General features: G+C 45.0%; 8 protein-coding genes. 4 read left to right on the top strand and 4 right to left on the bottom strand.

The features are described from left to right. Positions 1 to 87: 87 nt before the first annotated feature. From MIC7126_RS0115530 to MIC7126_RS0115520, 3 genes are all read right to left on the bottom strand, one after another. Complete coding sequence (locus MIC7126_RS0115530) at positions 88 to 5,331, bottom strand: non-ribosomal peptide synthetase (RefSeq protein ID WP_017654082.1); 5,244 nt, start codon at positions 5,329 to 5,331, stop codon at positions 88 to 90. Between the two features lie 182 nt (positions 5,332 to 5,513). Continuing rightward, a complete protein-coding gene (gene modB, locus MIC7126_RS0115525; RefSeq protein ID WP_017654081.1) occupies positions 5,514 to 7,316 on the bottom strand; it encodes a molybdate ABC transporter permease subunit in 1,803 nt (600 codons plus the stop codon). A 137-nt stretch (positions 7,317 to 7,453) separates the two neighbouring features. Next, the gene (locus MIC7126_RS0115520; RefSeq protein ID WP_026100296.1) at positions 7,454 to 8,824 is read right to left on the bottom strand and encodes a hypothetical protein; all 1,371 of its coding nucleotides are present in this window, start codon (positions 8,822 to 8,824) and stop codon (positions 7,454 to 7,456) included. 533 nt (positions 8,825 to 9,357) lie between these two features. Here MIC7126_RS0115520 and psaA point away from each other — a divergent pair. The 4 genes from psaA to MIC7126_RS27695 all read left to right on the top strand — a co-directional run bounded on the left by psaA (position 9,358) and on the right by MIC7126_RS27695 (position 18,767). Continuing rightward, positions 9,358 to 11,616 (top strand): photosystem I core protein PsaA, encoded by a 2,259-nt coding sequence (psaA, locus tag MIC7126_RS0115515; RefSeq protein WP_017654079.1) that lies wholly within the window; start codon positions 9,358 to 9,360, stop codon positions 11,614 to 11,616. A 148-nt stretch (positions 11,617 to 11,764) separates the two neighbouring features. Then, a complete protein-coding gene (gene psaB, locus MIC7126_RS0115510) occupies positions 11,765 to 13,996 on the top strand; it encodes a photosystem I core protein PsaB (RefSeq protein WP_017654078.1) in 2,232 nt (743 codons plus the stop codon). A gap of 132 nt (positions 13,997 to 14,128) precedes the next feature. Continuing rightward, the gene (locus MIC7126_RS0115505; protein WP_026100295.1) at positions 14,129 to 16,261 is read left to right on the top strand and encodes an ATP-binding protein; all 2,133 of its coding nucleotides are present in this window, start codon (positions 14,129 to 14,131) and stop codon (positions 16,259 to 16,261) included. 10 nt (positions 16,262 to 16,271) lie between these two features. Further along, positions 16,272 to 18,767 carry a hybrid sensor histidine kinase/response regulator gene (locus tag MIC7126_RS27695; protein ID WP_017654076.1) on the top strand — a complete coding sequence of 832 codons (2,496 nt, stop codon included), beginning with the start codon at positions 16,272 to 16,274 and terminating at the stop codon, positions 18,765 to 18,767. Here MIC7126_RS27695 and MIC7126_RS0115495 read toward each other — a convergent pair. Further along, positions 18,753 to 19,736, bottom strand: a complete 984-nt coding sequence (locus MIC7126_RS0115495; protein ID WP_017654075.1) for a GntR family transcriptional regulator — start codon at positions 19,734 to 19,736, stop codon at positions 18,753 to 18,755. The two genes, MIC7126_RS27695 and MIC7126_RS0115495, sit on opposite strands and share 15 nt — an antisense overlap. Positions 19,737 to 20,279: the final 543 nt, after the last annotated feature.

The following is a 20,279-nucleotide window of genomic DNA, read 5'->3' as shown; positions in this document are numbered from 1 at the left end:
CTAATAAAATTATCAGAATTTCTAGATGAAGAATCGCCAGTTCAGAGAACGAATCAAAATTTGCTTTTTGTCGTTCTCTGAGAAGATTTAAAAGTCGCCAAGCAATTGTTCAATTTCTGTATCCATCAATTCGTCAACTTCTGCTAATATTTGTTCTAGGGTATCTTCTTGTATTTTGTCCATTGTGTGGGCTTCGACTATTTCTCCCATTTCCGCGATGGTTGAGCATTGAAATAAGCTCCGCAAGGGGATGTTGGTGGAGAAGGCTGCGTTTACCTGATTGATAAGTTGCATTGCTAGTAGAGAATTTCCGCCGATTTCAAAGAAGTTATCATGGATACCAATTTGTTTTAGGTTCAAAACTTCTAGCCAGATAGCAACTAGTATTTCCTCAATCGGGTTGCGGGGTGAAACTACTTTTGTTTCAATATTATTGATCAAAACGCCCTGATGGCTGAGTGTGAGACGGTCAACTTTTCCGCTGGGGGTGAGAGGTATGCTTTCTACTTGGAGGAAAGCAGCGGGAATCATATATTCAGGTAATTTCTCTTTGAGGTAGCGATGTAGTTCCCTGCTATTGAGATTGTGTTGTGGATGAAAAACGATGTAAGCTTGTAGTTGTTGGCGATCGCTAGCGGTAACTACACACTCCCTGACTTGTGCATGTTGACTCAGGGCTGCTTCAATTTCCCCTAACTCAATTCGGAAACCGCGAATTTTCACTTGGTGGTCGATGCGACCAATGAACTCGATTGTACCATCGCTTTTGTAACGGGCTAAATCTCCTGTTTTGTATAAGCGGGCGTTTGGTTGATTGCTGAAGGGGTCGGGAATGAATTTTTCGGCGGTTAATTCTGGACGGTGGAGATAACCTCTGGCTAAACCATCACCACCAATATGCAATTCTCCCGTGACACCAATTGGTACTGGTTGCAAATTTTGGTCGAGAATATAAATTTGGGTGTTAGCGATGGGACGACCGATAAATAGTGCAGCGGCTGTTTCTTGTCCTATACTCAATTGAGAACCGTAAACTGTAGCTGTGATTGTCGCTTCTGTGGGGCCATAGGCATTGCGCCAACTGACATTTTTACCTACTTGTTGTTGCCAAGTGATAAACTTTTCTAGTGGTACCCTGTCGCTACCGACAATTAGTAAGCGGACATTCTCAGTCCAACTAATTTGAGGCATTTGCGAAACCCACTCTTGCCAGTAGGCTACGGGTAAGTTTAAAATTGTTAATGCTTTTTGGTTAACAAATTCGACAAAATCGGCGAGTTCGAGCGTTTCTTGAGGACGCAGTATTAAAGTCGCACCACTCAACCAAGTAGGGAAGATTTCTTCAGCCGCAACGTCAAAACTAAAGCTAGCAAATTGGAGGACGCGATCGCTCGCTTTTAGTTCATAATTTTTAGCGATAGCGTAGTTATGATTAACTACAGCTTTGTGAGGAATCAGCACGCCTTTGGATTTCCCGGTAGAACCGGAAGTATAAATCACATAAGCTAAGTTGCTTGGCTCTACAAAACTTTCAGGATTCGTGATAGGATTGCGAGAGATAATCTGCCAGTCTGTGTCTAGCTTGACTAGTTTTGCAGCGTGTGGCGGTAGTTGATTTGCTAGTTCAGCAGTGGTGAGTAACACCGACGCTTGAGAATCAGATAGCATGTGGGTCAAGCGTTCTTGCGGATAAGCTGGGTCTAAGGGTAGATAAGCACCACCAGCTTTTAAAACACCAAGCATCGCTACTAACATTTCTAGAGAACGTTCAACGCAAATTCCGACGATAACTTCTGGCTTGACGCCTAAATTTTGGAGAAAATGAGCTAACTGGTTAGCGCGGTTGTTTAACTCTCGATAGGTGAGTTTCTGTTCACCAAATTCTACAGCGACAGCATTGGGAGTTAATTGCGCTTGTTGAGCAAAAATTTGATGAATGCATTGATGTTGAGGAAAGTTGGTTTGGGTATGATTCCACTCAACCAGAATTTGCTGGCGTTCTTTGGCAGTCAACAAGGATAATTCTGATAGAGTCGTTTGCGGGCTGGTAATCATCCCGGTCAACAAGGTTTGGTAATGTAACAGGATGCGGTCAATAGTAGCAGCATCAAACAAGTCTGCATTATAGTCGCATTCCAACAGCAGTTGATGATCAATCTCGGTGACATTTAAGCCGATATCGTAGTCAGCAAAACTGATAGATTGAGGTAAAAAGCTGCTCGCCAAAGCGTAAACTGGGGGAATATTTACAGGACGCTCCAGATTAAAGGTAGCGTTCACTAGAGGAGAAGTACCACCGTCAGCCTTAACTCCCAACTTGTCAATCAATTTAGCAAAAGGGTAATCTTGGTGTTGGTAAGCATCCAACAACAAACTTTTGTAAGTTTTGAGATGTTCAAGGAATGTTGCATCACCGATAATCTGACCGCGTATGGGTAGCATGTGGCTACAATAACCAACTAATGTTTCGCTACCTTCAAGAGAACGTCCGGCGGAGGCGATGCCGATGGTGATATCATCTTGATGGGTGAGGCGATAGAGTAAGACTGCGTAAGCAGAGAGCAGCGTCATAAATAAAGTGCAACCGTGCTGCTGGCTGAATTGTTTGATTTTATAACTCAAGCTGGCGTCAAGGAGTAACTTTTGTCTACCACCTTGATATGATTTAATTGGTGGACGCGGGCGGTCTGTGGGTAAGTCGAGAACTGGAACTGAGTGAATAAATTTGTTTAGCCAGTATGATTCATGGCCTTGCATTTCCTCAGTTTCACAGTGTTGACGCTGCCAGTCAAGGTATGAGCTATATTGCATTGGTGATGGCAAATCGCAAACTTGACCTTGACAAGTTGCTGTGTAGAATGTGAATATCTCTTGTAAAATCAGGCTAATTGACCAGCCGTCAGTAATGATGTGATGAGCGCTGATAGCCAGGATGTGTAACTGCTCTGCTAGTTTGAGGATTCTGACCCGAAATAAAGGCCCTGTATTGAGGTCGAAAGCTTCCCGACTTTCATTTTCACACCACTGAGCTAGTTGTGCTTCACCGTCTGGTAAATCAATTACAGCAACTTCTGTTGTTAGTGATGGTGATATTACTTGTAAATCGCCTTGAGTGCTGATGATGGTGCGTAAAGCATCATGGCGCTCGACTACTTGCTGTACTGCTTGACGCATTGCAGCTAAGTTAAGTTTACCGCGTAATTGAATGTTAGCAGAGATGTTGTAGGCTAGGGAACTGCGATCGCTCATTTGCGCTAAAAACCAGAGTTGTTTTTGAGCATCGCTGAGGGGTATTTTAGTTATTGGTTTTAATTCTGGCTGTTTTACAGGTTTAAGTTGCTCTTGTGTAACTAACTTTGGGGTTTTGGTAAAAAAACCCGCGCCTTGCAATTCCCGTATACTCTCTTTAACGGCTTGAATTACATAATCGATATCATCATCAGTGTGTGCGGTAGATAAAAAGCAGGTGCGTCCTTCCCAAATATAAACGCCTTTTGCAATTAAAGAGTAATACAGCAAATCCATTTCTAAAGGCTGATAGAGATAACTGGAATTGCCTGCTAAGGTGAAGCGGAAGAGTGAGCTAAAGTGTACGATGCGGACAGGTGCGTTTTCTTGTTCAAAAAAAGCGTTGAGTGTCGCTGCTAGCTGAGATGTCCTTTGATTTAATTTATCTTGTAAAGCAAACCCTTGAGATTTCAGATGCAATAATGTAGCCTTGGTTGCAGCCATTGTTAACGGATGCTTGGCAAAAGTTCCTGCGAAAAATGTTGTTTCTACCTCTGGATAAGAATCATCACCAAAATTCCAGGCGCCACCGTCAATCTTATCCATATAAGCAGCTTTCCCTGCAATTACCCCAATCGGCATTCCCCCACCTATTAACTTACCATAGGTGACAATATCTGCATCTACACCAAACCACGCTTGGGCACCACGGGGATGAACGCGAAAACCTGTAATCACTTCATCAAAAATCAAGGTAATATTTAATTGTTGTGTTAAGTGTCTCAGTTCTTGGAGAAATTCTCTCGGTTGTAATTCCGGCTTACGACTTTGGACAGGTTCAACTAAAACGGCTGCTAATTCATCAGCATTTGCTTTGATAATCTCCAGAGATTCAGCCGCACCATAAGTCAAAAGCAAAACATCATCTACCATATTTTGCAGTACCCCTGGAACCATCGGCTGTGCTGGTAATTTTCCATCCTCTGATGTTTGGGGTATGGCTAAAGTCCCATCAAAGTGACCGTGATAAGCGCCCTTGAAAATGGCAATTTTAGCACGACCTGTGGCTGCACGGGCTACGCGCATCGCTGTCATCGCCGCTTCCGTACCAGAATTACAAAAAGTAACTCTTTCCATTCCCGTCATTTCGCCAATCAAAGCTGCGACTTCACCCGCAAGTTGAGATTGGGGACCGATTTGGGAACCTTGCTTGAGTTGATTTTCTATGGCTGCGGTGATGAAGGGAACATCATGACCGAAGAGGTGGACACCAAAACCCATAGAAATATCGACGTATTCATTACCGTCGACATCCCAAATTTTAGCACCATGAGAGCGATCGCCCACGATAGGATACAAAATTTCTTTAGTTTCTGGGCGAAAACCGATAGAAGCCCTTCTATCAGCTAAAACAGAGCGATAAGTCTGCGCTCTGTGCTTAGATTGTGCTGTCTGCTGGGTATAGCGTACAATCAGCGAGTCTAAATAGTTTTGTTGTTGTAGAGTTAGGGTTTTAGCAGTAGATTGTTCAATTCGCCAAAATGAAGCATCTGCTTTTTTTGGTGCTGCTACTGATTTAAATTCAGGTATGGTTTCCGCTGCTCTATAATTTAGAGATTGTGATTCTCCATGGGAGTTGAGAGCAAGATTTAAATCTGCTGATAAACCCGAAGCTCGTAAAATTGCCAACTGCTGAGACATCAACTCAAATTGTTGACGAATAACTGTTTCTACAAAAGTTTCTGATATTGTTTCTGCGGTTGCAGTTTTGGCGATAACTTGTTCTTGTACTGGAATTTTTGCAGGCTCTATACAAACATTTGCATCTATATATATAGCTAACGCATTAAGAGTGGTTAATTCTTCAAATAACTGACGGATAGCAATTTTCACGCCAAATGTACTTTCAATATGACGCATCGCATCTACCAGCACAATGGAATCTGCACCCATTTCTAAAAAAGGTGTGTGAATACTAATTTCTTCTGGTTCTGATTTGAGGAGATTAGCGATGATTAAACGTAATTCGTCTAGAATTTTTTCGTGTTTCTGAGGTTGGTCTGTAACTTGAGAGTTATTGGTATTTAAAGTATATGTGTTCATGTTTGTTGGTGTTGGTGATGAAAAAGGATAGAATCTCGCGCACAGACGCAAAGACAAGCAATCTTGTATCTGGTGGAGTCTTTATTGTCATAGGGGATAAGTCTTTTGATTTATGCAGCGTTGCTGAACTAGAATTAAAACTCTTATTCCCTGTGGGTCTGTGGGTGAGATAAATTCCCGAATCACTCCATCAACATCAACCGTAGAGGATCTAACCTGACATACCAAGGAAAAGGCTGATCTTTTATATTCGCCCATTTTTCCTTAAAAACTTCCGCTTGCAAATGATAATCTTGAGGATGATCAGCAGGAGAGCGTAATTTAATAAATAATGTCATCCGGTGTGGTGTTTCGCTGGTCTGCGCTAACCAACACTCAAAAGTATTATCCTGATTCGGGTTTTTGGTAAAAGCAATTTGATGGGCGCGTATGCCGACATGAGATAATTTCTCTTTGATGGGTTCGGCAACTCGCAGTTGACAACCCCAGTCACTCGCTTCTATTTCTGCAGATGACAAGGATACAGCACGAGAAAAGTTCTTACACCCGGTTAGTTGAGCAACGCTAACTGTTGTGGGAAACTGAAAAATTTTCTGCTTCGAGTCATACTGAACTGCTTTACCATGTTCCAATATCAGAAGCTGAGGACAAATTCGGTAAGCTTCTTCCATGTTGTGGGTGACAAATAAAGTCGCACCTGAGTAATCAGTGAGGGTTGCGGTCATTTGTTGTTCTAGTTGACTCCGCAGATGGGTATCGAGTGCAGAAAATGGTTCATCTAAAAGCAATGCTTCTGGTTGACTGGCTAATGCTCTTGCTAAAGCTACTCGCTGCTGCTGTCCTCCAGAAAGTTGATGTGGGTAGCGTGAGCCTAATCCTTGTAATTGCATCGCTAATAGTTGCTGTTCTACCTGGACGCGGATGCTCCCAACAGAAAGTCCTTTGGGTAAACCAAAGGCGATGTTTTCCGCTACCGTCATGTGGGGGAAGAGAGCGTAATTCTGAACTAAAAAACCAATCCGGCGATCGCGGCTGGGGAGATTAATTCCTTGCGCTGAGTCGAATAATACTCTATCATTCAAAATGATGCGCCCCGTAGTAGGTGTTTCTATCCCAGCTAAAGAACGCAAAATCATACTTTTACCCGCACCCGAACCCCCCAATAATCCTAAAGGTTGTGCATCTGTGGTAAAAGAAACTTGTAAATGAAAATTTGCTAACTGTTTTTCAATATCCACGAACAGCCCAGTTTTTGCAGGTGGTGTCTGCAAAAGAGATATTTTGCTGGCTGGCGTTTGCTTTTTTTCTGTTTCTTTGCTTTCTCTGGGACGATTATCCCTAATTTCTTGCCAAAAATTGACGATGATAATTCCTGATAAAGAGATTACCATAATAGCGATCGCCCAAAACCACGCCTCATCCATCGCACCCGCTTCCACAGCAAAATAAATCGCCATGGGAATTGTCTGAGTTTGTCCAGGAATATTACCCGCAAGCATCAATGTCGCTCCGAATTCACCCAAAGCACGAGCAAACGCCAAAGTCGTCGCTGCTAAAATTCCTGGGAGCGCTAAAGGTAAACTAATCCGCCAAAAAATTGTCGATTCCTTCGCACCAAGGGTTCTCGCTACCCGCAACAGATTTTCATCAATTTGCTCGAAAGCACCCAGTGCAGTTTTATACATTAAAGGAAACGAAACCACTGTAGCTGCGATCGCTGCACCATACCAAGTAAAAACAATTGTAAAATTGAAAGACTGCATGAGTTGTCCCAGAGGACCATTTTTCCCAAACAACAGCAGTAATAAAAAGCCGACGACAGTCGGAGGTAAAATTAAGGGAGCTACAAAAATACCCTCAATTAATGATTTGCCTTTGCCACGATATCCTAGCATCCAGTAGGCAGCAGTAATACCTAAAAAAAATGTAATAAATGTAGCTAGTAATGATGTTTTCAGTGATATCCACAGGGGTGATAAATCCATTGCTAGTCGCAAGCTTGAAGATGAATTTATTCATAATCTACCAACTAAAGTAGAAAAAAGTTGGTATATGCTCATAAGTATTAGGTGGGAAAAATCCACCCATTCATCACCCCTTCAGGAATTCGCAATTAACTCGGTTATTCTTCTGGTGGTTGTGTAGGTGATAAGCTCGGAGTTGGTTGAGCTACAGGACGAGAACGACGCTGAAAATATTCACCGATGCTGCGTCTAGTTGGCTTTAGATCTAGTTTTTTTGGTAATTCAGGACTTTCTGGTTCCTCTTGGGGGGTCAAACTAGGGATTGGTGGTTCTGCTTGAGGTGTTTCTACAGTCTTCGTTTCCGGTATTGGCTGTATCTCCGGTATATCTCCAACTTGAGGAGTATCTACAGCCTTCGTTTCCGGTATTGGTTGTACTTCAGGTGTTTGTTCAACTTGAGGAGTATCTACAGCCTTTGTTTCCGGTATTGGTTGTACTTCAGGTGTCTGCTCGTCTTCAGGAATTACACTCGGACTCGGTAAAGGTACGGCTTCAGTGGGTGATAGTTTATTAGAATAGCTCTGATCGACGATGCTACGCACTTCATCAGCACCAAGTTCTCCTCTAACAATCTGCGCGAGTGTATCTTTACCCTTTGGTTGGTAGGTAATGACTGCAACTGTAGTGTTGAAAGCATTTTTGACAGAATTACCCTGATTATCCAAAAATTCTAATTTGACCCAGTTTTTCCCAGATTTAAAGCCTTGGAGATAAATCGCTTGCCAACGATCAAAAACGAAAGTTTCATCATTAATTGTGCAACGAATCCGCCAATCATTAATTTCGTCGTCAGAATTTTCTGTAGCGACAAGGCGCAAGGGAGCGTTAGTCAGGTAAAAATCTAGGAGAATTGGTTCTGCGCCGTAATTCCCTCTAGGGCTGTTATAAGTCAGCAACGGTAAAGCTGGATCAGCGTAATTATCGTCTGTTTTGGCGTAAATGTGAAATGTGGTCTGAGCAAAAGCGCCGTCATTTTTAAAACTTTCGCCCCAAGGACGAGAAGCAAATACACGCAAAGTGTGAGTACCTGGAGCTAAATCTGATATAATTGTAGGCTGTTTTATGTCATAAATAGTTTGATAAGGTTGGTTATCAAGGATGATCTCTAAATGAGGCCCCAATTGAAATTTTGGGTCTTGAAATAAAGGTAAATCCTTGACCTCTAAGCTGACTGTAACGCTATTGTCCTGTATCACTTCATCAGCTTGGGGTTTAACAATGGTCACTTGTGGTTGATAAATATCCAAGCTTGACTGCAAATTTTGAATTGTGGCTGGTGGTGAAACTTCCGAAAACTGCTGCGAAATCAGCTGAGATTTTTCTTTATAGCTAATAGATATATTTTGACTGACAGCTTTCTCTCCACAACTGGATAAACTTAAAACCAGTAAACATGTCATCAGCCATCTAAAAATAGCGAACCTCTTGGCGAGGAGATTCTCTAATACCGTCTTCTGCCATGAGTTCATGGTTGTCACCAGTGATAGTCTTTAACAACTGACAGATTATTGTGGCTCAAAATGGACATAGGGAACCATAGTCCAAGAGAAGAAATGGTAATGAGGCGTTAGTAATTTCTTCCTAATTTTGTTATTTTTCCACGTCCTGCTTCACCGTCTGTGGGGGGATAGGTAATATTTTTTGCTGTTAATTACTGAAGATATTGATATCTCACAGCAGCTTTTGTAACAGAAAAAATGCTCAGTGAGTGCGGTTCAATGATAAGTTTTACGAATTGTGATCCTTTGTAAATAAAATGAAAAAACTATTGACTTTTTGACCAATGCTTTGAAGTTAAAAGGTAGCTCAGGCAATTATTCTAGTAATTTTGAATTATTGTTAACATGTCTCCAACAATGTACAAGCTAAGACTCTATAATTCAACAGAAACAAATTTCCACATCGGTTCTTCATCGCCGCTCCGGTAATCTTCTGGAAGACGCGATATTAGTTTACTTTGTGGTTTCATGATTCCTCATTCCTTATCTAGAGAGGAGGTCGAATGACGATTAGTCCTCCGGAGCGAGAGGAAAAGAAAGCAAGAGTGATTGTTGATAAAGATCCTGTACCTACCTCATTTGAAAAATGGGCACAACCAGGACACTTCGACAGAACTCTAGCTAGAGGTCCCAAAACCACCACATGGATTTGGAACCTTCACGCCCTCGCCCACGATTTTGATACACACACAAGCGATTTAGAAGAGATATCCCGCAAGATATTCGCCGCACACTTTGGTCATTTGGCCGTAGTGGCTATCTGGTTGAGCGGGGCGCTATTCCACGGCGCGAAGTTTTCCAACTATGAGGCTTGGTTAAGCGATCCTTTGAACGTGAAACCAAGTGCTCAAGTTGTTTGGCCGATTTTTGGTCAAGACATTTTGAATGCCGATGTTGGCGGTGGCTTCCACGGTATCCAAATCACCTCTGGCTTGTTCCAAGTATGGCGTGGCTGGGGGATCACAAACTCCTTCCAACTGTACGTCACAGCCATCGGTGGCTTGGTACTAGCAGCCTTGCTCTTGTTTGCAGGCTGGTTCCACTACCACAAGCAAGCTCCCAAACTGGAATGGTTCCAGAATGTGGAGTCAATGCTGAACCACCACTTACAAGTGTTGTTGGGTTGTGGTTCCTTGGGATGGGCTGGTCACTTAATCCACGTGTCCGCACCAACCAACAAGCTTTTGGATGCAGGTGTTGCTGTTAAAGACATCCCCTTGCCCCATGAGTTCATCCTGAACAAAGACTTGTTGATTGACCTATTTCCTGGGTTTGCCAGCGGTTTAACACCTTTCTTCACTTTGAATTGGGGTGCTTATGCCGACTTCCTCACCTTCAAAGGCGGTCTCAACCCAGTAACAGGCGGCTTGTGGCTGACAGATATTTCTCATCACCACTTGGCGATCGCTGTGATCTTCATCATCGCCGGACACCAATACCGCACCAACTGGGGTATCGGTCACAGCATTAAAGAAATCCTAGAAAACCATAAAGGCCCCTTCACAGGTGAAGGACACAAAGGTCTTTATGAAAACCTCACCACATCTTGGCACGCTCAACTGGCAACTAACCTTGCCTTCTTGGGTTCCCTGACCATCATCATCGCGCACCACATGTACGCGATGCCTCCCTACCCATATTTGGCAACAGACTACGCTACACAACTGACGCTCTTTACCCACCATATTTGGATCGGTGGCTTCCTGATCGTCGGCGGTGCTGCTCACGCTGCCATCTTTATGGTGCGGGACTACGATCCTGTGGTTAACCAAAACAACCTCTTGGATCGGGTGATTCGTCACCGGGATGCGATCATCTCTCACCTCAACTGGGTGTCTATTTTCCTCGGCTTCCACAGCTTTGGACTATACATCCACAACGACACCATGCGTGCCTTGGGTCGTCCCCAAGACCTGTTCTCTGATACAGGGATTCAGTTGCAACCAGTGTTCGCGCAGTGGATCCAAAATATCCATGCCCTAGCACCGGGAACAACAGCACCCAATGCTCTAGAACCAGTCAGCTACGTATTTGGCGGCGGTGTCTTGGCTGTTGGCGGAAAAGTGGCAGCAGCAGCTATTCCTTTGGGTACGGCTGACTTCATGATTCACCACATCCACGCCTTCACCATTCACGTCACCGTACTCATCCTGCTTAAAGGTGTGCTGTTTGCCCGCAGCTCTCGTCTGATTCCAGACAAAGCTAACTTGGGCTTCCGCTTCCCTTGCGACGGGCCAGGTCGTGGCGGTACATGTCAAGTGTCTGGTTGGGACCACGTGTTCCTCGGACTATTCTGGATGTATAACTCCCTATCTATTGTGATTTTCCACTTCAGCTGGAAAATGCAATCAGATGTCTGGGGAACTGTAGACTCAGATGGTGTGGTGTCTCACATCACTGGTGATAACTTTGCCCAAAGTGCTATCACCATCAACGGCTGGTTGCGTGACTTCTTGTGGGCGCAAGCTTCACAAGTAATCAACTCCTACGGAAGTGCGCTGTCTGCTTACGGTCTAATCTTCTTAGGCGCTCACTTTGTTTGGGCATTCAGCTTAATGTTCCTGTTCAGTGGTCGCGGCTACTGGCAAGAACTCATTGAGTCCATTGTCTGGGCACATAATAAACTGAAAGTAGCACCAGCAATTCAGCCTCGCGCTCTGAGCATTACTCAGGGTCGGGCAGTAGGTGTGGCTCACTACCTCCTAGGAGGAATCGCCACCACCTGGGCTTTCTTCCATGCACACATCCTTTCAGTAGGGTAGCAATCAGTCATATAGAGTGCTGAGTGATGAGTAATGAATTTCAGGTTTTGATTGAGTAATCAATTAAAACTCAAAACTCAAAACTCAAAACTCAGAACTCTCCATGCTGATACCTGATGGCTAAAGGTCAGAGGAATTATCAAAACCTATGGCAACGAAATTTCCCAAATTTAGCCAGGATCTCGCACAGGATCCGAGTACGCGTCGGATATGGTATGCGATCGCTACAGGTAACGACTTTGAAAGCCACGATGGCATTACGGAAGAAAATCTTTACCAAAAGATTTTCGCCACACACTTCGGTCATTTGGCAATCATCTTCCTGTGGGCGTCCAGCCTCCTGTTCCACGTAGCCTGGCAAGGTAACTTTGAACAGTGGATTCAAGATCCCCTGCATATCCGCCCCATCGCTCATGCGATTTGGGACCCCCACTTCGGTAAACCAGCAATTGAAGCCTTTACCCAAGCTGGCGCTAGCAATCCCGTAAACATCACCTACTCTGGTATTTACCACTGGTGGTACACAATCGGGATGCGGACAAATAGTGAACTGTACACCGGTTCAGTCTTCTTGCTGTTGTTGGCATCAATATTCCTGTTCGCAGGTTGGTTGCATTTGCAACCCAAGTTCCGTCCCAGCCTCTCCTGGTTTAAGAGTGCTGAACCCCGCCTGAACCACCACTTAGCTGGTTTGTTTGGCGTTAGCTCTCTAGCTTGGACTGGTCACTTGGTACACGTAGCTATCCCCGAATCTCGTGGTATCCACGTAGGTTGGGATAACTTCTTGACAACCTTACCCCACCCAGCAGGCTTGACACCCTTCTTTACAGGTAACTGGGGTGTTTACGCTCAGAACCCTGACACTGCTGGTCACGTGTACGGTACTGCTACTGGTGCAGGTACAGCGATTCTGACTTTCTTGGGTGGTTTTCATCCCCAGACAGAATCCTTGTGGTTGACCGACATCGCTCATCACCACTTGGCCATCGCCGTCCTATTCATCGTCGCCGGTCACATGTATCGGACTAACTTCGGCATTGGACACAGCATCAAAGAAATGCTCAACTCCAAAGCCGGTTTAGTACCCAGCACCAAGAGTGAAGGTCAGTTCAACCTGCCTCACCAAGGTTTGTACGACACCATCAACAACTCCCTGCACTTCCAGCTATCTCTAGCATTGGCAGCCCTGGGAACCGTCACTTCCTTGGTGGCGCAGCACATGTACTCCCTGCCTCCCTACGCATTTATTGCTAAGGACTACACAACACAGGCAGCGCTTTACACCCACCACCAATACATCGCAGTATTCCTGTTGGTTGGTGCTTTCGCCCACGCGGCAATCTTCTGGGTTCGTGACTACGACCCCGAACAAAACAAAGGCAACGTACTCGATCGTGTATTGCAGCACAAAGAAGCGATTATCTCCCACCTCAGCTGGGTATCTCTCTTCCTTGGCTTCCACACCCTCGGTTTGTACGTCCACAACGATGTAGTAGTTGCTTTCGGTACTCCTGAAAAGCAAATCTTGATTGAGCCAGTATTCGCTCAATTCATCCAAGCTTCCCACGGTAAGGTACTCTACGGCTTAGACACCTTGTTGTCCAACCCCGATAGCGTCGCTTACACAGCCTACCCCAACTACGGCAACGTTTGGTTGAGTGGCTGGTTAGATGCCATTAACTCTGGTACTAACTCCCTGTTCTTAACAATCGGCCCTGGCGACTTCTTGGTACACCATGCGATCGCTCTCGGCCTCCACACCACCACCTTAGTACTTGTTAAAGGTGCTTTGGATGCTCGTGGTTCTAAGCTGATGCCCGATAAAAAGGACTTCGGCTATGCCTTCCCCTGTGACGGACCCGGCCGTGGCGGTACTTGCGACATCTCCGCTTGGGACGCCTTCTACCTAGCTCTGTTCTGGGCATTGAACACAGTCGGTTGGTTAACCTTCTACTGGCACTGGAAACACCTAGGTATTTGGCAAGGTAACGTTGCTCAGTTCAACGAAAACTCCACATACTTAATGGGCTGGTTCCGTGATTACCTCTGGGCTAACTCCGCTCAGTTGATCAACGGTTACAACCCATACGGTGTGAATAACCTGTCTGTTTGGGCTTGGATGTTCCTCTTTGGACACCTTGTTTGGGCAACTGGCTTCATGTTCCTCATCTCCTGGAGAGGTTACTGGCAAGAATTGATTGAAACATTGGTTTGGGCACACGAGCGTACACCTCTAGCTAACTTAGTTCGCTGGAAAGACAAGCCCGTTGCACTCTCCATCGTTCAAGCTCGTTTGGTTGGTCTAACTCACTTCGCAGTTGGTTATGTCTTCACCTACGCAGCATTCTTAATTGCCTCCACTGCTGGTAAGTTCGGTTGATCCGGCTGCGAGTTTTGTAGGTAAATAAATAAAATCCCTTACCGCAAGGTAGGGGATTTTTTGTTGGCTCGGTGAGACAAGATGGAAAAGAACGTGAGTGCGACACTTTAGGATGTGATGGACGAACTAGAGATGACAATTGTTTTTAGGCTTGCAATCCAATACGCACAGGATGTTGTGCAAGCTCGGCAGCGAACTCGTGAAATTGCCCAGCAACTAGGTTTTGATGCACAAGATCAGGTAAGATTGGCAACGGCAGTTTCGGAAATTGCCCGCAATGCCTTTCAATATGCCCAAGGTGGAACGGTTGAATTTTGTATTGCAGGAGAGCCGCAAGCGTTTCTGATGCGGATTCAAGATCGTGGTGAGGGAATTCCTCATTTAGCAGAGGTTTTGGCTGGACGCTACAACTCCAATACAGGAATGGGGCTGGGCATCATGGGCACTCGTCGGCTGATGGATTTTTTTGAGATAGAATCGCTTCCGGGACAGGGAACAACAGTAGTGATGGGGAAAACGTTGTCAAAACGTACACCTACTTTCACCGATTCGCAATTGCAGCAAATTCGAGAAACTGTAGTTGAGCGATCGCCCCAAAATCCTTATGAAGAAATCCAGCGCCAAAACCAAGAATTACTGCGAGCAATGGCAGAGCTACGCAAGCGCGAAGAAGAATTAACCCAGCTCAACCAGGAACTAGAAGATACTAATCGCGGCGTGGTGGCCCTGTACGCGGAACTTGATGAAAAAGCCAGCTCCCTTCAACAGGCAAACGAGCTTAAAACCCGCTTTCTCTCCAATATGAGCCACGAGTTTCGCACGCCGCTGAATTCGATTCTGTCCCTCTCGCGCATGTTACTAGCACGGATGGATGGCGATTTAACTACCGAGCAAGAAAAGCAGGTAACATTTATCCAAAAAGCGGCGAGTGGATTATCAGAACTGGTCAACGACCTCCTGGATTTAGCAAAAGTAGAAGCGGGAAAAATTGAAGTGCATCCCAGTTCCTTTGAAGTCAGCGACTTGTTTGCCACGTTGCGGGGAATGCTGCGCCCTTTATTAGTTCAAGGCTCCTCCGTAGGACTGATTTTTGAGGAACCTGAGCAAATGCAGCCACTTTATAGTGATGAGGGCAAAGTTGCTCAAATTCTGAGAAATTTTATCTCCAACTCCCTCAAATTTACCGAGCAAGGTGAGGTGCGCGTGAGTGCCGTGCAAACAGGTCACACCGTCACCTTTTCTGTATCTGATACTGGCATTGGCATCGCTACCGCCGATCAAGAGCGGATTTTTGAGGATTTTGTCCAAATTGAGTCTCGACTGCAAAAGCAGGTCAAGGGAACCGGGTTAGGATTGCCGTTATCACGCAAGTTAGCAGAGCTACTTGGTGGCAACATTGCCTTGAAAAGTGAACCAGGTCAAGGCTCCACCTTTACCGCATCGATTCCGCTCATCTACCCCCATGCAACTGAATTTCCTACCTCGCTACAACCGCTCGCCTCACTTGAATCAACTCGCCTACCCATTCTGGCAGTCGAAGATCATCCCGAAACTTTATTTATTTACGAAAAACACCTGCAAGATTCGATCTATCAATTGATTGCGACTCGCACTTTAAATCAAGCGAGACAAGTATTAGAACAACTGCAACCAGCGGCGGTTATGCTAGATATTATGCTAGAAGGGCAAAATGGCTGGACGTTCTTGCGAGAACTCAAAGGAGATGAAACGACTCGCACCATCCCTGTAATTGTCATTACCATAATTGATAACGAAAAGCAAGCCCTGGCTTTAGGAGCTAATGGGTTTTTAATTAAGCCTGTAGACAAATTGCCCTTATTAAACAAACTCAATACACTAATTAATCATAATCAGCCTCAAAAAATCTTACTAATTGACGACGATCCCGCTTACCGATATCTGATTAAGCAGTTGATGATGAATACACCTTTAAGTATTTTAGAAGCCACGAACGGACTCGAAGGATTAAATTTGGCACAACGCGAGCAGCCTAATGTCATCGTGCTCGACTTGGAGATGCCAGAAATTAGCGGATTTGATGTCCTCACGCAGTTGAAAAGCAATTCCGTCACTGAGTCGATTCCTGTGATCATTCACTCATCAGCACAACTAGATGCACAAACCCATAGTCGGTTAGCAAAACAAAGCATCGCCATTCTTTCCAAAGAAACAGACTCGCAAGCAATGGCGATTGCTCAACTTGAAGATGCGCTCATCAAAGCCGGACTTGTTCTCAACGCTTAAGGTGAAAATTATGTCTGAGTCACGGGTTACGATTTTGCATGTTGACGATAATGAAGCCAATCGTTATGTTGTAACCCGGATTTTGCAAAATGCAGGCTTCACCGTCTTGGAAGCAGCAACCGGTGCAGTCGGATTAGAGGCTGTGGCTCAACATCAGCCGGCTCTGGTAATTCTGGATGTCAAGTTACCTGACATGAGCGGCTTTGATGTCTGTCGCCAAATTAAGGCCAATCCCGATACAGCTTCTATCCCTGTGCTGCACCTTTCTGCAAGTTTTGTCCAAAGCCAGGATAAAGCAGAAGGCTTAGACAGTGGTGCGGATGGTTATCTAGCGCAACCAGTCGAACCGATAGAACTGATTGCTACGGTGCGATCGCTGCTACGAATTCGGCGGGCAGAGGAAATTGCTTTGTCTTCAGCGCGGGAATGGCAAACGACTTTTGATGCCATCAACGACAGCGTATTTCTAGTAGACCAAAAAGGTATAATTCGGCGTTGTAATCGAGCGATGATACAGCTTTTGGGCAAGCCCAACAATGAAATCTTGGGTTGTGCTTACCATGAGTTGCTGAATGCCCAATTGGGAATCTTTGATGGCAAATGCTTTCGCCTTGCTCAAGAAACTCACCAACGGCAAGTTTTAGAATGTCAGTCTCAAGGACGGTGGTTTTTTAAAACCATCGACCCGGTATTTGATAATTATGGAACTCTCACGGGTGCTGTTTTCATTTTGTCTGATATCACCGAACGTAAACAAATCGAGGATGAACGCCAGCACGCAGAAATCACTTTACGACAACGTAATCAACGCCTGGATTTGCTTTATGAAACTACGCGGGACTTACTTGGGCGCGACCAACCGCTGACGTTGATTAATAGCTTATTCAGGAAACTCAAAGACTCGCTAGAGTTAGATGTTTACTTCAATTATCTGATTGATAGCGATCGCCACCAGCTTCATCTGGCGTCTTATGAGGGTATTGATGCATCCATTGCCCAGGAAATTGAATGGTTAGATTATGGGCAAGCAGTTTGTGGGACAGTTGCTCAATGCCGGCATCAAATTGTTTGTGCAGGTGTTCAAAACTCACATGATCCCAAAACTGATCTGATTCGCTCACTAGGAGTCACTGCCTACTCCTGTCAACCGCTGATTGCTCAGGGACACTTATTTAGTACGCTCTCCTTTGGTAGTCGCCGCCGCGACCAGTTTACGCCTGCGGAAACTCACTTAATGCAGGCATTATGCGACCAAATGGCAATCGCCCTAGACCGAGCGCATCTGTTGACTTCATTACAACAACAAGCTGACCAATTGCGTCAAGCTAATCGCATCAAAGACGAATTCCTTGCGGTATTGTCCCATGAATTGCGATCGCCCCTCAATCCGATTCTGGGTTGGGCAAAAATTCTGCAAACAGGTCAACAAGATGCAGCCAAAACTCAATACGCCCTGGAAACCATCGAACGCAACGCCAAACTACAAGCGCAACTGATCGAAGATTTGCTTGATGTGTCCCGCATTCTCCAAGGCAAATTGTGTTTAAATACAGTTCCCATCAGTTTAGCGTTTACCATCAAAGCTGCCTTAGAAACCGTACGCCTCGCGGCTGAAGCTAAATCCATTGAAATTCAAACAATATTTGCACCGCACCTTGGTCATGTTTTGGGTGATTCTGGCCGCCTACAACAAATCGTTTGGAATCTACTTACCAACGCGATTAAATTTACCCCGCAAGGCGGTCGCGTAGAGGTGCGATTGTCGAGAATATTAGAGGAGGAAACAACTCAGGTTCCCTCCCAATCTCCAATCCCCGCTTATGCTCAAATCACCGTCAGCGACACTGGGAGGGGTATCTCTAGTGACTTTTTGCCCTACGTCTTTGACTACTTCCGCCAAGCCGACGGCACAACGACTCGAAAATTTGGAGGGTTGGGGTTAGGATTAGCGATAGTGCGTCATTTAGTTGAACTCCACGGCGGAACCGTTCAAGCAGCGAGTCCTGGAGAAGGTCAAGGAGCAACCTTTACAGTCAAGTTGCCACTCATCCCTACAACCAAACTGCATCACAATGATACTGTATCTCATAATCGCTCAGACTTAAATCTCAATGGATTACAAACGCTGCTTGTAGAAGATGACACAGATTCGCGGGAACTCATGGCCTTTTTACTAGAACAGTACGGGGCGCGGGTAACTCAAGTGAATTCAGCTAGTGAAGCTTTGAGTAGTTTTCGGCAAACAAAATTTGATTTGCTCATTAGTGATATCGGTATGCCCGGTATGGATGGCTACACACTAATTCGTCAAATTAGAAAGCACTCACCTGATCAGGGCGGAGAAATTCCCGCGATCGCCTTGACTGCTTATGCAGGAGAAATTGATCAAAAACAAGCACTAGCCGCCGGATTTCAACGGCATATTTCTAAACCAATTGAGCCAGAGCTACTAATACAGGCTATTTTGACTGTAGTCAGCATGGAGCCGAGATTAACCCAAGCCTAATTCCCGCTTTAGCAAATTAATTGACTTGAGGCCAATGTAATTTTCGACTCTAATCAGCTTCGGTGGACGGATAATATCTTCAATTGCTGCTTGTACAGCCGCTTGTACTGCTGGGTAACTGGCTTGATCAGTAATAATTACCTCAGCACGTTTGACGATCGCTTGCAGTTTATAAGCATCCTTGGGCTGGGATGTCATAATTAACAGTTCATCACCGCGCAAACCGTGGAGAATCACTTCTGCTTGACGACCAATTCCCGAACTCAGACTAACTATCCCAACACAGTTTTCTTTGGGTAGGGTTTTCAGTAGGTTAAGTTCTTTACTGTAATCGTAGATGTCAAGGGGAATTACACGTACAGCTTTTGGGGCAGCGATCGCTTCCACATCACTAATAAAATAGCGACTTGTGACTACTGTCGCCGAACTGGTTTTGTCGAGTACAGCAGCTAAATCTTCCATTGCTACCACCTGCACTGGTATTTTCAGCGCTTCCTCCAATTCATAAACCATCAACTCGCCCACGCCAATATCCAGAGATGGCGCTGCTACCAGCACTCGCGCGCTACAACGCAGACGCCAGTCAATTTCTGCTAGAAATAGTTCCCGTGCTTGAGAGAGGGTGCATCCTTGGGAAAGTAACTCATCGAGGGCTTGTTGTACAACCTTGTCTGCTTCTGGATGTTGCTTGAGAATTGGTGACTGTAATTTGCTACCGCCTTCATGACCTTGAGCACGGACATAGATTCCCGAACCCGCTAAACTTTCCACAAAACCGTCTTCTTCTAGCTGGCGGTAAACCTTGCTGATTGTATTGCGGTGTAAACCAGTTTGCATTGCTAAAGCCCGTGTGCTTGGCAATTTATATCCAGGTGGATATTGACGGGAAGCGATCGCAAACCTAATTTGATTAAACAACTGAGTTGATGCGGGAATTTCACTGTCTGGCTGAATGCGGAATTGAATCATCACCGAGTCTCCTGGGTGCTAGTAGCGGCATGTAACCAAACGATGCGTGGTGTGAGGGAATATTATAGATGCTATTTTGCTCAAAGCAATTGCTAATTGATAATTTAATGAGAGATAGATTTGAAACACTCGCATATTTATATCAAAAAATCACACGCCGCGGGTAAAAGTTATTATGACAGAGCAAGTGATCTAGGCAACAATAGTTAAAATTTCGCAAGATAGTTTTCACATGGTAGCTTATTTAGCACAGCCCTAGGCTTCGGGTTTTTACCCAACGGTTGTGTTGTTACCAGTAATATTGTGACTTACACAATCAAGCAACTATTGTCGCCTGGAGGATAATTCACGCCTCAACTCAGGCAAAGTTAGAAAACTATAAAGTTGGGTATCGTCTGTTTCGCTACGATGGATCTGACCACAGATTTTTCTGTCACAGTCGCGCCAGCTATAATCCTAAAGCTACAGCCGATTTGGTCAAGTGGGCTGAAAATCTCGGATGTCGTGAGTCATTTGTCGGTAGAGCACAACTGACAAATTACA

The sequence above is a fragment of the Fortiea contorta PCC 7126 genome, assembly GCF_000332295.1.
Taxonomy (GTDB): domain Bacteria; phylum Cyanobacteriota; class Cyanobacteriia; order Cyanobacteriales; family Nostocaceae; genus Fortiea; species Fortiea contorta.
This window is presented reverse-complemented; position numbering and strand designations above follow the sequence as displayed.

What these genes read in the sequence shown, in the direction of transcription:
- psaA (WP_017654079.1), top strand. Translation starts at nt 9,358, where the DNA reads ATGACGATTAGTCCTCCGGAGCGAGAGGAAAAGAAAGCAAGAGTGATT.
- modB (WP_017654081.1), bottom strand. Translation starts at nt 7,316, where the DNA reads ATGGATTTATCACCCCTGTGGATATCACTGAAAACATCATTACTAGCT.
- MIC7126_RS0115505 (WP_026100295.1), top strand. Translation starts at nt 14,129, where the DNA reads ATGACAATTGTTTTTAGGCTTGCAATCCAATACGCACAGGATGTTGTG.
- MIC7126_RS27695 (WP_017654076.1), top strand. Translation starts at nt 16,272, where the DNA reads ATGTCTGAGTCACGGGTTACGATTTTGCATGTTGACGATAATGAAGCC.
- MIC7126_RS0115520 (WP_026100296.1), bottom strand. Translation starts at nt 8,824, where the DNA reads ATGAACTCATGGCAGAAGACGGTATTAGAGAATCTCCTCGCCAAGAGG.
- psaB (WP_017654078.1), top strand. Translation starts at nt 11,765, where the DNA reads ATGGCAACGAAATTTCCCAAATTTAGCCAGGATCTCGCACAGGATCCG.
- MIC7126_RS0115530 (WP_017654082.1), bottom strand. Translation starts at nt 5,331, where the DNA reads ATGAACACATATACTTTAAATACCAATAACTCTCAAGTTACAGACCAA.
- MIC7126_RS0115495 (WP_017654075.1), bottom strand. Translation starts at nt 19,736, where the DNA reads ATGATTCAATTCCGCATTCAGCCAGACAGTGAAATTCCCGCATCAACT.